The 15,027-nt window shown below is 33.3% G+C and carries 15 protein-coding genes; 6 read left to right on the forward strand and 9 right to left on the reverse strand.

Annotated elements, in window-relative coordinates; genetic code table 11:
- Window positions 1–29: 29 nt before the first annotated feature.
- The 9 genes from rlmF to trmD all read right to left on the reverse strand — a co-directional run bounded on the left by rlmF (window position 30) and on the right by trmD (window position 9,935).
- Complete coding sequence (gene rlmF, locus ASD98_RS10245; protein WP_056203882.1) at window positions 30–980, reverse strand: 23S rRNA (adenine(1618)-N(6))-methyltransferase RlmF; 951 nt, start codon at window positions 978–980, stop codon at window positions 30–32.
- An 88-nt stretch (window positions 981–1,068) separates the two neighbouring features.
- Window positions 1,069–1,731 (reverse strand): thiamine diphosphokinase, encoded by a 663-nt coding sequence (locus tag ASD98_RS10250; RefSeq protein WP_056203885.1) that lies wholly within the window; start codon window positions 1,729–1,731, stop codon window positions 1,069–1,071.
- A 137-nt stretch (window positions 1,732–1,868) separates the two neighbouring features.
- A complete protein-coding gene (locus ASD98_RS10255; protein WP_056203889.1) occupies window positions 1,869–2,315 on the reverse strand; it encodes a DinB family protein in 447 nt (148 codons plus the stop codon).
- A gap of 43 nt (window positions 2,316–2,358) precedes the next feature.
- A complete protein-coding gene (locus ASD98_RS10260) occupies window positions 2,359–2,841 on the reverse strand; it encodes a GyrI-like domain-containing protein (RefSeq protein ID WP_056203892.1) in 483 nt (160 codons plus the stop codon).
- Between the two features lie 6 nt (window positions 2,842–2,847).
- Window positions 2,848–3,669 carry a DUF4249 domain-containing protein gene (locus ASD98_RS10265; RefSeq protein ID WP_056203895.1) on the reverse strand — a complete coding sequence of 274 codons (822 nt, stop codon included), beginning with the start codon at window positions 3,667–3,669 and terminating at the stop codon, window positions 2,848–2,850.
- 36 nt (window positions 3,670–3,705) lie between these two features.
- Window positions 3,706–6,087 (reverse strand): TonB-dependent receptor, encoded by a 2,382-nt coding sequence (locus tag ASD98_RS10270; protein ID WP_056203897.1) that lies wholly within the window; start codon window positions 6,085–6,087, stop codon window positions 3,706–3,708.
- A 145-nt stretch (window positions 6,088–6,232) separates the two neighbouring features.
- Window positions 6,233–8,455, reverse strand: a complete 2,223-nt coding sequence (locus tag ASD98_RS10275) for an NADP-dependent isocitrate dehydrogenase (protein WP_056203901.1) — start codon at window positions 8,453–8,455, stop codon at window positions 6,233–6,235.
- A 280-nt stretch (window positions 8,456–8,735) separates the two neighbouring features.
- The gene (gene rplS, locus ASD98_RS10280; protein WP_053471187.1) at window positions 8,736–9,086 is read right to left on the reverse strand and encodes a 50S ribosomal protein L19; all 351 of its coding nucleotides are present in this window, start codon (window positions 9,084–9,086) and stop codon (window positions 8,736–8,738) included.
- 174 nt (window positions 9,087–9,260) lie between these two features.
- Window positions 9,261–9,935 (reverse strand): tRNA (guanosine(37)-N1)-methyltransferase TrmD, encoded by a 675-nt coding sequence (gene trmD / locus ASD98_RS10285; RefSeq protein ID WP_053471053.1) that lies wholly within the window; start codon window positions 9,933–9,935, stop codon window positions 9,261–9,263.
- Window positions 9,936–10,518: 583 nt separating this feature from the next.
- Between trmD and tnpA the strand changes: the two genes are divergently transcribed.
- From tnpA to ASD98_RS10315, 6 genes are all read left to right on the forward strand, one after another.
- Entirely contained in the window at window positions 10,519–10,935 is a 417-nt protein-coding gene (tnpA, locus tag ASD98_RS10290; protein WP_369814763.1) for an IS200/IS605 family transposase, read from the forward strand.
- Window positions 10,936–10,967: 32 nt separating this feature from the next.
- Window positions 10,968–11,876, forward strand: coding sequence for an archaemetzincin (locus tag ASD98_RS10295; protein ID WP_056203903.1), 909 nt, complete (start codon window positions 10,968–10,970; stop codon window positions 11,874–11,876).
- 2 nt (window positions 11,877–11,878) lie between these two features.
- The gene (locus ASD98_RS10300; RefSeq protein ID WP_056203907.1) at window positions 11,879–12,412 is read left to right on the forward strand and encodes an NADPH-dependent FMN reductase; all 534 of its coding nucleotides are present in this window, start codon (window positions 11,879–11,881) and stop codon (window positions 12,410–12,412) included.
- Window positions 12,413–12,439: 27 nt separating this feature from the next.
- The gene (locus ASD98_RS10305) at window positions 12,440–13,309 is read left to right on the forward strand and encodes a sugar phosphate isomerase/epimerase (RefSeq protein ID WP_056203909.1); all 870 of its coding nucleotides are present in this window, start codon (window positions 12,440–12,442) and stop codon (window positions 13,307–13,309) included.
- Between the two features lie 50 nt (window positions 13,310–13,359).
- Window positions 13,360–13,710, forward strand: coding sequence for a cupin domain-containing protein (locus ASD98_RS10310; RefSeq protein ID WP_056203911.1), 351 nt, complete (start codon window positions 13,360–13,362; stop codon window positions 13,708–13,710).
- A 140-nt stretch (window positions 13,711–13,850) separates the two neighbouring features.
- Window positions 13,851–14,987 carry an MFS transporter gene (locus ASD98_RS10315; protein ID WP_242412095.1) on the forward strand — a complete coding sequence of 379 codons (1,137 nt, stop codon included), beginning with the start codon at window positions 13,851–13,853 and terminating at the stop codon, window positions 14,985–14,987.
- The last annotated feature ends 40 nt before the right edge of the window (window positions 14,988–15,027 follow it).

Raw genomic sequence — 15,027 nt, forward strand, 5'->3', positions numbered from 1 at the left:
AATCAAGAATTTAGCTGAAAATCAATTATTTAAATGAAATTTTTTCGCTGTTGAATATCACTTATAAATGTCCAAGCTACAATACGACTATTTTTCTGTCCTTGCGACATTTCAATTGTTTTGACTTCAAAGGCATTTACTTTTTTCAAAGTTTTATAAATCGAAGAAAGATTTTCTTTTTTAGAAACCAAAGTTGTAAACCACAAACATTGGGAAGCGTATTTTGCGCTTTCGTAAATCATTTGTGTTACAAAACCAATTTCGCCGCCGTTGCACCACAATTCAGCATTTTGCCCTCCAAAGTTTAAAACTGGATTTGTATTTCTTTTTTCCTTTGGATTTAGATTGGAAACTTTTCTCGAAGTGCTTTTATTTGCTTCTTCTGCTGACGCGTGAAAAGGCGGATTACACATTGTGAATGTAAATCGGTCTTCGGGAATTATAATGTTTTTAAAGATAAATCGGGATTCTGTCTGCTGTTGTAAGCTGATTGCATCGATTAATCTTGGATTGGCTTCAATAATTTTACTGCAGTTTTCGATTGCTTTTTTGTCAATATCAGTCGCAACAAAACTCCAGTTGTAAATAGAATTCCCTAATATCGGATAGATTAAATTTGAACCCGATCCGATGTCTAATCCTAAAACAGAATTTCCTTCAGGAACTTGATTGTTGTTTATTTCTGCTAATAAATCGGCTATGTAATGAATATAATCTGCTCTTCCGGGAATTGGCGGGCAAAGATAATTTTTAGGAATATTCCAGTTTTGAATGTCATAATACGTTTGCAATAAAGCTTTATTTAAAGTTTTTACTGCAAGCGGATTGCTGAAATCAATGGTTTCGATTCCATATTTATTGATGGAAATAAAAGCTTTTAAATCAGGACAATTTGAAATAAGAAGTTCAAAATCATATCTGGAACGATGAAGATTTCTTGGATGTAAATTGTCTTTTTGGGAATTGTTTTCTGCTTTCATTTTGATTTATTTCGCTGCAAAGGTACACATTCCTTTTTTGACTGGATTAAAAATCCAGCCCTATAAAATGAACCGAGCCTTTGGCTCTTTAATCAAAACATTCCATTAGTAACAAATCACCGTTTGTGTGATAAATAGTTACAAGGCCGTCGTTTGCAACTGAATTACTGCTTCCCGTTCTGTAACCCATTGTTAAGGTGTCATTTTGTAGAGGATATTCTAAATTGGTAGAATAAATACCATTTACAACACCAATTGGGATTAGGGAAATTGGAGTTTTAGCAGTATACCATTTTTCAAATTTTGTTGGAAGTAAAAAGATTTTTGAATGATCGTCGAGAATTACAATTTTAAGTAAATCTCTATAGCGAACAATATTGGTTAAGTTAGTAATCGTATGATCTGCACGTCTTCCGGTTGCCCAAACTACGTTTACTGCAGGAATTTTTCTTTTAACTAAATAATCAAAAGCTTTTTCTAAATCGGTTTTATCCTGATCTGGGGTGTGAACAATTTCGAGTGGATATTGTGACGTTTTATAAATCTCGGGATCAAAACCTCTGTCAAAATCTCCTAAAAGTACATCGATTTTTATGCCTAATTCAATTACTCTTTCTATTGCCGAATCTAAAACAATAACCAACGGAGACCATTCAAGCAATTGTCCTAATAATTCAGGATCGCAGGCCGCCCCGTTTGCAATTATTAATGCTGGTTCCTGATCGTCGCGGACTATATGGTGTGATGACATGTGAGATTTTTTGGATGTAGTGCAAAGGTACGTCTTGAATTTTAGATTTTAGAGTGTTGATTTTAGATTTTTTTTGCCACAGATTTCACAGATTTAAATGATTAATCCTTTTAATCTGTGAAATCTGTGGCATATTATTATAAGTCTAATAATCGTCGATGGTAATTTATCTGGCCAACGTGATAGGCTAAATGTGTTGCGAGATGAACTAAGAAGAATCCTGTTGTCATTTCTTTTTCGAAAACAATTTGCGGGTAAATGGAGTTTAAATCTGCTTCGGTTAAAATATCCAGCACATCATTTACAACTATAATTGTATTTTCAATTTTATCGATTAATTCTGATTTTGGAATATCTTTTAGGGAAAATTCTAAAGGACGATTTCGAATATATCTTGTTTTTCCAATTTCGGCACCAATGTAAGTGTTGATGTTTCCAATTAAATGCAGTGTAAGATTTCCGGCAGAATTAGAAATATTTTTATCAACAGCCCAAATTTGCTTTTCGAATTCGTATGATTCAATTTCAAATTTGAGTTTATTTAAATCTCTATTAAAAAGTATTTTTAGTGTTTCGATTAACATTTTTTTTAGTTGAAATTAAAAAGAATAATTCATAGCCAAGCGATTAATCCCTGTTTTTTATCGGAATCCAGATTTCTTCTTCCGATTCTGGATCTTCTTTTTTGTACTTATGATCCATAACGGCAAAATGCGGCCTGTCGTCAACTGTGTATTTTGAATTTGGAAGCCATTCTGCAAAAATTGTGTGATAGGTTTTATGTCCTTCTGAAGCAGGGCCATAATGTATAAAAACGGCATATAAACCATCTGGAACAATTAAAGTTTCCATTCCTGGCGGGACTTCGTCATAATTTGCAACTTCTACAGCAGCCCATTTTTGGAAAATTTTATTAGGGTCAAAGTTATCAAAATGCCCGGTAGAAAAGACTTCCAGGGAATATAAGTTCTCATCAATTGTATTTTTGATTTCTTTTCGTTTTGGCATAAAACTGCTCCACAACTGAAATGTTTTGTTTTCGATAAAGGACATTTCAATATGCTTTCCGATAAGTTTTTTCTCGGTTAAAGTTTCAATTCTGGCTTCCATGTTTTGTTATTCTATTTTGAATTTTTTTGTCTGACTTTCGCTAAGTGAAAAATAGCCTAATGGATAATTTGCCTTATCGGTTGTGTTGATGATGTTTCCTTTTACAGTTGCAGGCGGCGATTGAAAAGGTCCGCCAACATTACTGCCGGCAATACTTACCAAAATATTCATGTAATTATAGTATTGCTTTGAAATGCCGTAATGTGTTATTTCTATTTCGTCCCCAGCTTTGAGTTCGTCATCATCAGAAACACTAAAGAATTCATTTCCCTGAAAAAACTTATCCTCATCAACATAAAAATTAGAAGTAACTTTATTAGAGTACGCATATTTATATAAATAGAAATTATCTACATCTGCAGGGTCGTTAAAATAAGCTCTTATTTCGATATCTTTTCCTGTAAATCCACCTTCGTTGTTTTGTTCAATATGAGTAATAGGTGCAACAGATTTTAAAGTTTCAGATGCTGTATAGGTATTTCCTCCGCTGATAACAGTCAGCGTATAAGTTTCGTTAATTTCCGGTGTGAAATTATTACAGAGATAACGTCCCGTTTTTGGAACTTCTGTAAAATTAAATTGTACGTTTTCGCTGTTTCTGATATAAATAGTTGCTCCCGAAACCGTTGGAATTACCGATTCAAAATAACCGGTTGTTGTTGTTAATTTTATTGTCTGCTGTTTTCCAGTAGTACCTTTTTGCCAGTTTATGGCCGCTTCGATAACTAATTTTGGAGGTGCGGTATCCAGATCAACATCTACTACATCTTCACAGCTTGCGAAGAAAACCGATGTAAATAAAACAATTAATGCGATTATTTTTTTCATACTATATCTTTTTATTTTCTTTTCAGAAATGAATTTTTAAAATTTGAAATTATAACTAACGGCCGGAACTATTCCGAAGATTGATAATCGTACCGCTTCATTTAAACCTGTATCAGAATTTTGCCTAAAGTTAATAGAAGCTGCGTTGCTTCGGTTGTACAAATTATAAATGCTGAAAACCCATTCGCCTTTCCAGTTTCTGCCTTTGTTACTTCTCGGCGTTAAGGTAGCGGAAACATCTAAATGATGATAAGCCGGAAGACGATTTTCATTTCGAAGACCGTAACTTGGAACCGTAATTCCTAAATATTCATATTGTGAGTTCGGGTAAGTAACCGGCTGTCCGGACTGCAAAGCGAAGTTAGCTCCAAAGGACCATTTTTCGTTTAAATTATAAGCAGACGTTATTGCTAGATTATGTGTTTTATCGTAAGGAGAACTATACCATTGACCATTGTTGATTCCAATTTCTTCCGGAGTTCTTCCAGGCGTCTGCTGTTCTGATTTTGATAAAGTATACGAAACCCAGCCGTTAAATTTGCCTTCATTTTTTTTAACCATAATTTCTAAACCGTAAGCACGCATTCTTCCGTTCAGGATAACTTGTTCGATGGCATTATTGGCAATCAAATTTGCACCGTCAATATAATCTAATCTGTTCTGTATTTTTTTGTAATAAGTTTCAACTTCCAACGAATAGGCGCCTTCTTTAATATTTCGGAAATATCCTAAAGCAACCTGATCTGCAATTTGTGGTTTAATATAATTGTCACTTGGCATCCAGACGTCTAATGGAGTAGGAGATGAGGTATTGGAAATTAACTGGAGATACTGCACCATACGATTATAACTCGCTTTTATGGACTGATCGTCATTTAATTGATAGGAGATTGAAAGTCTCGGCTCGAAATTATTATAATCCTGAATTACTTTATTTTTACCGAAATACTTTGTAGAGGTTGGAGTTCCTTTTTCATAAACCTCCGTATCTGAATTAAAAACTACCGGACTATTATTGTCGTAATAATTTATGGTTGAAGAACCCAAACGATAGAACAAACTGTAACGTAATCCATACGCCAGCGTTATTCTTTTCGAAAGCTGATTTTCGGCATCTAAATAAATCGAAGGTTCAAAAGCATATTTTTTATCTAATTGATCCGGATTAATCCCAGAAGTAGTATTACTTGGTATAATAGTTCCCGGATTGAATTCGTAGTAAATTCCGCTTAAACCATAATTGAGTTTGAATTTATCTGAAATATAATGTTTGAAATCGTATTTGATATTATAGTTTTGAATTCCCGAATCCCATTTAAAGCCAACATAATCCAAATCAAGACCGTAATAATAATCGCTGTAAATAAGGGATAAATTAGAGAATAATTTATTAGAATATAAATGATTCCAGCGCAGGTTTAAAGTTGAATTTCCGTAAATATTAGTAAAGCTTTTGTTTAAGCTGAAAACATCACGGCCAAAATACCCCGATAAATATAAATTGTTATTGTCGTTTAATTTATAACTCAGTTTAGCGTTTAAATCATAAAAATAAGCAGAATTGTCTTTGTTGTCTTCTGAAAGTTTTAAAAATAAATGGGCATAAGATCCTCTTCCGCCAATTAAAAAAGAACCTTTGTCTTTTACAATTGGACCTTCCAGAAGAAGTCGGCTTGAAACTAAACCAATTCCTCCGTTCATATGAAAATTTTTACTGCTTCCGTCTTTTTGATAAATATCTAAAACAGAAGAAGCTCTTCCGCCAAATCTTGCCGGAATCCCGCCTTTATACAATTTTAAATCTTTAATGGCATCCGGATTAAAAACCGAGAAAAATCCAAAAACGTGAGATGAATTGAAGATTGTCGCTTCATCTAGCAAAATTAAATTTTGATCTGCGCCGCCGCCGCGAACATTAAATCCAGAAGCGCCTTCGCCCGCATTTGTAACTCCGGGAAGTGATAAAATTGATTTTAAAACATCGACTTCACCTAAAACTACCGGCATTTTTTTTATGGTTGAAATAGAGAGTTTGTTGACGCTCATTTCTGGCGATTTGATATTTATTTTTCCTTTATTATCTGTAATGACAACTTCCTGAAGTTCTTCGCCGCTTTCGCTGATGGAAAAATTGTTTTTGGTATTTTGATTTAAAGTGATTGTTTGCTGAATGGTTTGATAACCCACATAACTAATTTCGATTTGATGTTCACCACGAGGAACTGTAATAGAATAAAAACCGTATTCGTTTGTTGTAGTTCCTATTTTTAAAGCTGGAATATAAATATTGACACCAATTAAGGTTTCGTTGTTTTTTGAATCTTTAATAGTACCGCTTAGTGTAAATTTATCCTGAGAAAAAGAATGAAGTGTGGTAAAAAGAATGATGAGAAGGAAACTAATCTTTTTTGTAATCATCGTTTTGGTTTTGAGTTACATAGTTAACAATTCTTGCTAAATATTAGAGTCCAACTATTGTTAAACATTAGTTAAGAATAAAAAAGGGCAGCTTTTGCAAGCTGCCCTTTTTACCTTTATTTTAAAAATGCACGGAGTGCATTTCTTATTTTATTTTTGCAATAATTGCATTGAATGTTTCACTAGGACGCATTGCTTTGCTTATTAACTCAGGAGTTGGCTGGTAGTATCCGCCAATGTTTTGAGCTTTTCCTTGTGCACTAATTAATTCAGCGTCGATTTTAGCTTCGTTTGCTTCAAATTCAGCAGCAATAGGAGTAAAGATCGCTTTTAATTCTGCATCTTTGTTTTGAGCAGCTAAAGCTTGAGCCCAGTAAAATGCAAGATAAAAGTGAGAACCACGATTGTCAATTTGCCCAACTTTACGAGCTGGAGATTTATCGTTTGCTAAGAATTTATCGTTTGCTTCGTCTAGAGTTTCAGCTAATACAATTGATTTAGAATTGTCTAGAGTTTGTCCTAAATGCTCTAATGAAGCACCAAGAGCTAAAAATTCTCCTAATGAATCCCAACGTAAATATCCTTCTTCTGTAAATTGCTCAACGTGTTTTGGAGCAGATCCTCCAGCACCAGTTTCGAACAATCCACCACCGTTCATTAAAGGAACGATAGATAACATTTTTGCAGAAGTCCCAAGTTCTAAAATAGGGAATAAATCTGTAAGGTAGTCACGTAAAACGTTTCCTGTTACAGAAATAGTATCTAAACCTTTGATGATTCTGTCTAAAGTAAACTCAGTTGCAGCAACTGGGTTTAAAATACGGATATCTAAGTTTGTAGTATCGTAATCTTTAAGATATTTTTGAACTTTTACGATCAACTCTCTGTCATGCGCTCTGTTTTCGTCTAACCAGAAAACAGCAGGAGTTTGAGATAAACGAGCTCTGTTTACAGCTAGTTTAACCCAGTCCTGAATAGGAGCATCTTTTGCCTGACACATTCTGAAGATATCGTTTGTTTCAACGTTTTGTTCCATTAAAACAGTTCCGTTTGCATCAACAACACGAACAACACCATCACCTTTTATTTGGAAAGTTTTATCGTGAGATCCGTATTCTTCAGCTTTTTGAGCCATTAATCCAACGTTAGGAACACTTCCCATTGTTTTAGGATCAAAAGCACCGTGTTTTTTACAGAAATCAATAGTTGCTGTATAAATACCAGAATAAGAACGGTCTGGAATAACTGCAATTGTATCTTGTGCTTTACCATCTTTGTTCCACATCTGTCCAGAAGTACGGATCATTGCCGGCATAGAAGCATCAACAATAACATCAGATGGAACGTGTAAGTTTGTAATTCCTTTATCAGAATTAACCATTGCTAAAGCTGGTCCGTTTTCGATTGCTTTAGTAATATCTGCTTCAACTTCAGCTTGTTCAGGTCTTCCGGCAATTTTTGCGTAGATATCACCTAAACCATTTCTGGTATCAATATTTAATTCTGCAAATAAAGTTTCGTATTTTTTGAAAAGATCAGCAAAATATACTTCAACGATAGCGCCAAAGATAATTGGATCTGAAACTTTCATCATAGTAGCTTTCAAATGCACAGAAAGTAAAACACCTTCTTTTTTAGCTTCTGCAATAGCATCAGCAGCAAAAGTTTTTAATTTTTTTACACTTAAAACAGAGCTGTCGATGATTTCACCAGCTTTAAGCGGCGTACTAGCTTTTAAAACAGTTGTAGTTCCGTCTTTTGCAACAAATTCGATTTTTACATCGTTAGCTTCAGCAACAGTAAGTGACTGCTCACTTCCGTAGAAATCACCGTTTGGCATAGAAGCAACTTTAGTTTTTGAATCAGCAGACCAGGCACCCATTGAGTGAGGATTTGCTTTTGCAAAGTTTTTAACGGCTCTTGGCGCTCTACGATCAGAGTTTCCTTCACGTAAAACAGGGTTTACAGCAGAACCTAATACTTTTGCATATTTTGCTTTAATTTCCTTTTCGGCATCATTTTGCGGATCTTCCGGGAAATTAGGAACATTGTAACCATGAGATTGTAATTCTGCAATAGCAGCTTTTAATTGTGGTACAGATGCTGAAATGTTTGGTAATTTGATAATGTTAGCTTCTGGTTTTGTTGCTAACTGACCCAATTCAGCAAGAGCATCTACTGTTTTTTGAGCATCTGTTAAAGACTCAGGAAAATTAGATAAAATTCTTCCTGCCAAAGAGATGTCTCTAGTTTCAATAGCAATACCAGCTGTAGAAGTAAAAGCCTGAACAATAGGTAATAAAGAATAAGTCGCTAATAAAGGCGCCTCATCAGTTAAGGTGTAAAAAATTTTTGAATTCTGTGTCATTTTTTTTTTTTTATAATCGTGTCGTCAAAGAATGGCGATGTAAAAGGTATGAGTTGGCTCAAAATGAGCGGAGCAAATATAATAAAAACAGTCCGAAAACGGTTTAGTTTTCCTGATAATTGCTGAAATTATCAGATTGCTAATACGATTTCGTAAAATTGCTAAATCGATGATTTTGATATTAAAAAATTACGGTTTTGATATTGCTTAAAAAGAAGGCATAAAAAAAACTCGTTTCAAATAGTATGAAACGAGTTTTTTATAACAGATTGATAAATGATTATCTTCTTTTATCTTTAATCTTAGCTTTTTTACCAGTAAGTTCTCTGAAGTAGAAAATTCTAGCTCTACGAACTGCACCTTTTTTGTTGATTTCGATTTTTTGTAAAGCTGGTAAGTTTACTGGGAAGATACGCTCAACTCCAATAGCTCCAGACATTTTACGAATCGTGAAAGTTTCTGTGTTACCAGAACCTCTTCTTTGAATAACAACTCCTTTAAAAAACTGAGTTCTTGTTTTTTCACCCTCTTTAATTTCGTAGAAAACTGTGATAGTATCTCCAGCTCCAAATTCAGGGAAATCTTTTTTAGCAACGAATTCGGTTTGAACGAATTTTAATAAATCTGCCATGATAATTTTATTATTATAGTTTAATAGAGTAACATTCACGGATCTCGCCAGAGGTTAGTCTAATTCGGGTGCAAATGTAATTAAAATATTTAAAATTCCAATAAAAATAAATTCCAAATTCTAATTTCTTAACTAGTTGATTAATTGGAATTTGGGATTTTAAAAATTTGGAATTTATTCCAACAAATCCGGACGTCTATTCTTAGTATGCTCATATGCTTTATCTTCGCGCCATTTATCAATTTTGGCAAAATGGCCGCTGGTTAAAACTTCCGGAACTTTCCATCCTTTATAATCTGCGGGTCTTGTATATATTGGTCCTGAAAGTAAATTGTCCTGAAAACTATCTGTTAAGGCTGAGGTTTCATCACTTAAAACACCGGGAATTAAACGAATTAAAGCATCTGATAAAACTAATGCGCCCAATTCTCCGCCAGATAAAACGTAATCACCAATCGAAATTTCCTTAGTAATAAAATGATCTCTAACACGTTGGTCAACACCTTTATAATGCCCGCATAAAATGATAATGTTTTCATACATCGACATTTTATTGGCCATTTTCTGGTTTAAGGTTTCGCCGTCTGGAGACATATAAATTACTTCGTCATACTCACGCTGACTTTTAAGATGCGTAATACAATCATCAATAGGCTGAATTGTCATTACCATTCCGGCACCGCCGCCAAAAGGATAATCGTCTACACTTTTTTGTTTATTAGTGCTGTAGTCACGAAGATTATGAAAATGTACTTCGACCAAGCCTTTGTCAATGGCACGTTTCATAATTGATGCCTCAAAAGGGCTTCTTAATAATTCAGGTAAAAGTGTAACAATGTCAATTCTCATTTTTTCTTCAATAATTTGGGCAAAGATACGAAGTTAAAAATGAAGATATAAAAATGTATAGTCCCTACGGGACAAAAAATTATGTTGATACAATTTTTTCTACCCATATTATGTTCCTAGCGGAACAATTTGTTTTTTGGATGTATAGTCTTTAATGGAATAATATTATTGATAAAATTTTACCATTTTTTATTGAAACTCTGGAATTAGATTAGGTGTAGTCCCTACGGGACAAAAAAACTTACCGATATTTTTTCTACCGATATTTTGTTCCTAGCGGAACTTTTTAGCATAATCTCATTTTAATAAATTCCGATTAAAATCAATACAAATATCCCGCTAGGGATAAAATATCGGTAGAAAAAAAATGGATCAACATTCATAATGTCCCGTTAGGGACTATACATTTTTGCTAAAATTAAAAGAAAGAATATTCCTTCTTTTTTATATATTTGAAGACAATCAAAAAATATTCCGCTAGGAATAAAATATCGGTAGAAAAAATATCGGTAAGTTTTTTTGTCCCGTAGGGACTACACAATCATGGCAAATACCTACACCCAAATTCACATTCATTTTGTTTTTGCTGTATAGACAAGCGGCTATACATACAAACTGGAAAAATGATTTATATAAATACATTTCAGGAATTATTAAAAACAATAATCATAAGGTCTTAGCGATCAATGGCGTTTCTGACCATGTTCATATTTTAATCGGGATAAGACCCGTGCAATCAATATCTGAATTGATGAAAAGCATAAAGCAAAATTCATCCAAATGGATAAACGAAAATAAATTTACCAACATTTATTTTGAATGGCAGGAAGGATATGGAGCATTTTCATATAGTAAATCTCAATTAAGTGCAGTTGCTGATTATATAGAAAATCAAGAAGAACATCATAAAAAGAAAACATTTAAAGAAGAGTATATCAATTTTCTCGAAAAATTTGAAGTTGATTATGATGAAAAGTTTATTTTTAAGGAATTAATTTAAAATTGGTTTTTAAAATATATTCCAAAGAATAAATGAAAAAAATAACTATTCTTCTTCTCATATTATTTTGCGCTTGTAACAAGGAAAGAGCGAAAGAAATCTCAAAAGAAGCTTCAAAACAAATTCCGGAAGAAGCGTCCTATTTTAAGAACATCAAAGCTAATGACGTTAAATTACCAAAACCAAGTTATGGAGATTGGCTTTTTTCTCATCCTGAAGATGGACAGACTTTTGAACAATATTTTAGATCTAAGCACATCGTTCCGACTAAAGAGGAGAATATTATTTATATAAAACCAATTGGAAATTTTAATTCTCTGCAGAAGAAACAGATTCAGCTTGTTAATGAGTATTTAGAACTCTTTTTTCAATTAAAAACAAAAACATTAGAACCAATTTCTAATGATATAGTTCCAAATTCAGCAAGAAGAATGTCTACGGAAGGTCATGAACAATTATTAGCAGGATATCTTTTAAATGATATATTAAAAGAAGAAAAACCGGAGAATAGAATTGCATTAATGGGACTTTCAGAATTGGATTTATACCCTAAACCGGAATGGAATTATGTTTTTGGACTTGCTTCCTATAGAGATAAAGTAGGCGTAAGCTCTATTTACAGATTTCAGGATGGTAAACTTACTGCCGAAAATTTTGATTTGTGTTTGGTAAGATTACTAAAAACGAGTTCTCATGAAATTGGACATATGTTTGGAATGCACCATTGTATTAATGCTGATTGTGTAATGAATGGAACCAACAGTTTATCTGAAACAGATAGAAGTACGATACGATTGTGCTCTGTCTGCCAGAGGAAACTGAATTCGTGTATTCAATATGATAATAAAAAGAGGTTAGCGGACTTAGAGAACTTTTTTAAAAGAAACAATCTGACTGAGGAATCTGATTTAATGAAAAAAGATATTTCAGTTATTCAATAAAAATGAAAACAATTAAAATATTTGCGATAACAGGCAGTACAAGAAAAAACTCAAGCAATTTTAAAATTCTAAAATATATTTCAGAAAATATAAAATCAGGTCTTGAAGTTGATATTTTTGAAGATTTAGATCGAATTCCGCATTTTAATCCGGATTTAGATACAGAGAATCCGCCAGAAGAAATTCGTTTATTTAGAGATAAAATCGTGAATGCTTACGGAATTATAATTTGTACTCCGGAATATGTTTTTAGTCTGCCCGGAAGTTTAAAAAATGCTTTAGAATGGTGTGTGTCGACAACTATTTTATCTAATAAAAAAGTTGGATTAATTACCGCTTCTGCTTCTGGAGAAATGGGACATCAACAGCTTTTGTTAATTATGAAAACCCTTGAAGCTAAATTTGATGATAATATGCAGCTTTTAATTCAGGGCATTCGCGGTAAAATCGATGCTGAAGGAAAAATTATAAACGAAGAAACAGAAATTGCGCTTCAAAACTTTATAAATAATTTTGAGAATCAATTTTTATATTAGATTTACTTTTTAAAATTAAGATCAAAAATGGTTACAAGAAGAAACTTTATTATAAATACAAGTCTGGCTGCTACGGCTGTTCTGGCTTTACCGTCATTAGCATTTTCTATGAATAAAAAAGAAATAGGTTTACAGTTATATACATTGCGAGAAGAACTTCCGAAAAATGTAAAAGAAACTTTAGAAAAAGTTGCTGCTTCAGGATATACAAATGTAGAAACGTACGGCTTTTCTATTAAAGATCAGTTTTGGGGATTGACACCAGTTGAATTGAAAAAGATATTGGACGATAACAAACTAAAAGCGGTTAGCGGACATTATAATTTAGGAAGTTATTTATACGACGGAAATACAGCAGAATTAATCGCTGCAATTGAAGCAGCAAAGATTTTAAAAAACGAATTTTTAACCGTTCCGTGGATTGATGAGCCTTTTAGAAAAATAGAAGATTATAAAAAGATTGCGCTGCGTTTGAATCAGGCTGCAAAAATGTGCAAAGAAGCGGGGTTAAAATTAGCGTACCACAATCATGATTTCGAATTTCAAAAGCATGATGGAATTACCGGGTATGAGATCTTATTGAATGAAACCGATAAAAATCTGGTTTATTTTGAATTAGATTTATATTGGGTAGTTCGTTCAGGAAATGATCCGTTAAAATTATTCAAAGAAAATCCGGGGCGTTTTAAATTGTGGCATGTAAAAGACATGGACAAAACAAATCCGGCTTTAAATACAGAAATTGGTTCAGGATCAATTGATTTTAAGCCTTTTTTCAAAGAGGCAAAACAATCAGGAATGGTTCACTTTTTTGTGGAACAGGAAAATAATTATGCTGGAGATTCTTTTCAATCTATTAAAATAAGTTCTGATTTTATTTCAAAAGAATTGATTTAAAACAGAATCATCAAAATGTTTTATTTTTGTAAAAATCAATTTTGAAAGTTATGTCGAATATAGGAACAAGCAAAGAATTTATAAAAGGAGACGAAATAGAGTGGGAAGTAGTTGGTGAAGGAATTAAGCGTAAAATCCTGGCTTTTGATGATAAAGTGATGCTTGTAAATGTTCATTTTGAAACGGGAGGAATTGGCGTTTTGCACGAACATTATCACTCTCAGGTAACGTATATCGCAAGCGGAAAATTTGACGTAACCATAAGCGGTGTTACACAAACATTAAAAGAAGGCGATAGTTTTTATATTCCGCCCCATGCCATTCACGGTGTAGTATGTTTGGAAAGCGGCATGCTTACAGATGTTTTTAGCCCGGCAAGAGAAGATTTCTTAAAAGTATAAAGATTAATAAGCAGGATAATTATCATTTAAGAACCTTGATTTGATCTTAAATTTTAAAAATTATAACTTTTTTAAAGTTTTGATTAAGATTAGATTGGTATTTTTGCAAAATGAATTTATCTAAAACCAACGTCCTGTTTATGGCAGTTTGCACTGGTCTTATAGTTGCAAATCTTTATTACTGCCAGCCTTTAATTGTTTTAATTGCCAACGAATTTAAAATTCCAGAAGCCAGCGCCGGAACTATAACTTATTTAACTCAAGCAGGTTATGCTATTGGGTTGTTTTTTATGGTACCGCTTGGTGATAAATTAGAACGAAAAAAGCAAATTTTAATCACCACTTTTGCCTCTGTAATTGCATTGTTGATTGCCGCAACGGCAAAAAGTTTTTTTATTCTACAAATTGCTTCTTTATTGATTGGAATCACTTCGATTGTACCGCAGCTTATTTTGCCTTTGGCAGCTTCGTTAAGCACAACCGAACAGCGAGGGAAAGTTATCGGAACCATTATGAGCGGTTTATTGGTCGGTATTTTACTTTCCAGAACTTTAAGCGGTTTTATTGGCGAAGTTTTAGGTTGGAGATCAATGTTTTATATCGCTGCCGGAATTTGTCTTTTAATCTTTTTTGTTATTCAAAGTAAATTCCCTGTAAACAAACCTCAGTTTCAAGGAACTTATGGTCAATTAATCCAGTCTCTGTTTACACTTATAAAAACGCAGCCGGTTTTGCGTGAAGCTACAGCAATTAATGTTTTCAGTTTCGCTCAGTTTGGAGCTTTTTGGACCATAATGGTTTTATTACTTTCCGGAGAACCGTTTCATTTTAATAGTGCTACAATTGGTTTATTCGGAATTGTAGGTGCTTCCGGAGCTTTGGCCGCGCCTTTGGTTGGAAAAATCGGAGATAAAGGAAATTCAAGAATTGCAGTTGGTTACGGCTGTTTATTAATCCTGATAAGCTTCTTGATTTTTTATTTTTCTATAGAAAGTGTAATCGGAATTGCTATTGGAATTGTCTTTATTGATATCGGAATTCAGGGAGTTCATATTTCAAACCAAACCAGAGTGTATTCACTATTGCCAGATGCCAGAAACAGACTAAATACGGTATTTATGTCGTTTAGCTTTTTAGGAACTGCCGCAGGATCTGCCTACGGATTATTATTGTGGAAACTTGGCGGATGGCATGCGGTAACGATTGGCTGCATGGTTTTATCTGCACTGTCATTAATAGTTTACGGACTTACTTATAAATCAAAATCTAAAAAATAGAAAGCACAAATTGATATAAAATTAATTTGTAAATTTGCGT

It is taken from the genome of Flavobacterium sp. Root186 (assembly GCF_001428525.1).
GTDB lineage: Bacteria > Bacteroidota > Bacteroidia > Flavobacteriales > Flavobacteriaceae > Flavobacterium.

Excerpts from the sequence above, each read along its gene's own strand:
- ASD98_RS10255 (WP_056203889.1), bottom strand. The coding sequence starts at position 2,315 with ATGTTAATCGAAACACTAAAAATACTTTTTAATAGAGATTTAAATAAA.
- ASD98_RS10265 (WP_056203895.1), bottom strand. The coding sequence starts at position 3,669 with ATGAAAAAAATAATCGCATTAATTGTTTTATTTACATCGGTTTTCTTC.
- ASD98_RS10275 (WP_056203901.1), bottom strand. The coding sequence starts at position 8,455 with ATGACACAGAATTCAAAAATTTTTTACACCTTAACTGATGAGGCGCCT.
- ASD98_RS10315 (WP_242412095.1), top strand. The coding sequence starts at position 13,851 with ATGGCAGTTTGCACTGGTCTTATAGTTGCAAATCTTTATTACTGCCAG.
- trmD (WP_053471053.1), bottom strand. The coding sequence starts at position 9,935 with ATGAGAATTGACATTGTTACACTTTTACCTGAATTATTAAGAAGCCCT.
- ASD98_RS10270 (WP_056203897.1), bottom strand. The coding sequence starts at position 6,087 with ATGATTACAAAAAAGATTAGTTTCCTTCTCATCATTCTTTTTACCACA.
- ASD98_RS10310 (WP_056203911.1), top strand. The coding sequence starts at position 13,360 with ATGTCGAATATAGGAACAAGCAAAGAATTTATAAAAGGAGACGAAATA.
- ASD98_RS10260 (WP_056203892.1), bottom strand. The coding sequence starts at position 2,841 with ATGGAAGCCAGAATTGAAACTTTAACCGAGAAAAAACTTATCGGAAAG.
- ASD98_RS10295 (WP_056203903.1), top strand. The coding sequence starts at position 10,968 with ATGAAAAAAATAACTATTCTTCTTCTCATATTATTTTGCGCTTGTAAC.
- ASD98_RS10250 (WP_056203885.1), bottom strand. The coding sequence starts at position 1,731 with ATGTCATCACACCATATAGTCCGCGACGATCAGGAACCAGCATTAATA.
- ASD98_RS10305 (WP_056203909.1), top strand. The coding sequence starts at position 12,440 with ATGGTTACAAGAAGAAACTTTATTATAAATACAAGTCTGGCTGCTACG.
- rplS (WP_053471187.1), bottom strand. The coding sequence starts at position 9,086 with ATGGCAGATTTATTAAAATTCGTTCAAACCGAATTCGTTGCTAAAAAA.
- ASD98_RS10300 (WP_056203907.1), top strand. The coding sequence starts at position 11,879 with ATGAAAACAATTAAAATATTTGCGATAACAGGCAGTACAAGAAAAAAC.
- rlmF (WP_056203882.1), bottom strand. The coding sequence starts at position 980 with ATGAAAGCAGAAAACAATTCCCAAAAAGACAATTTACATCCAAGAAAT.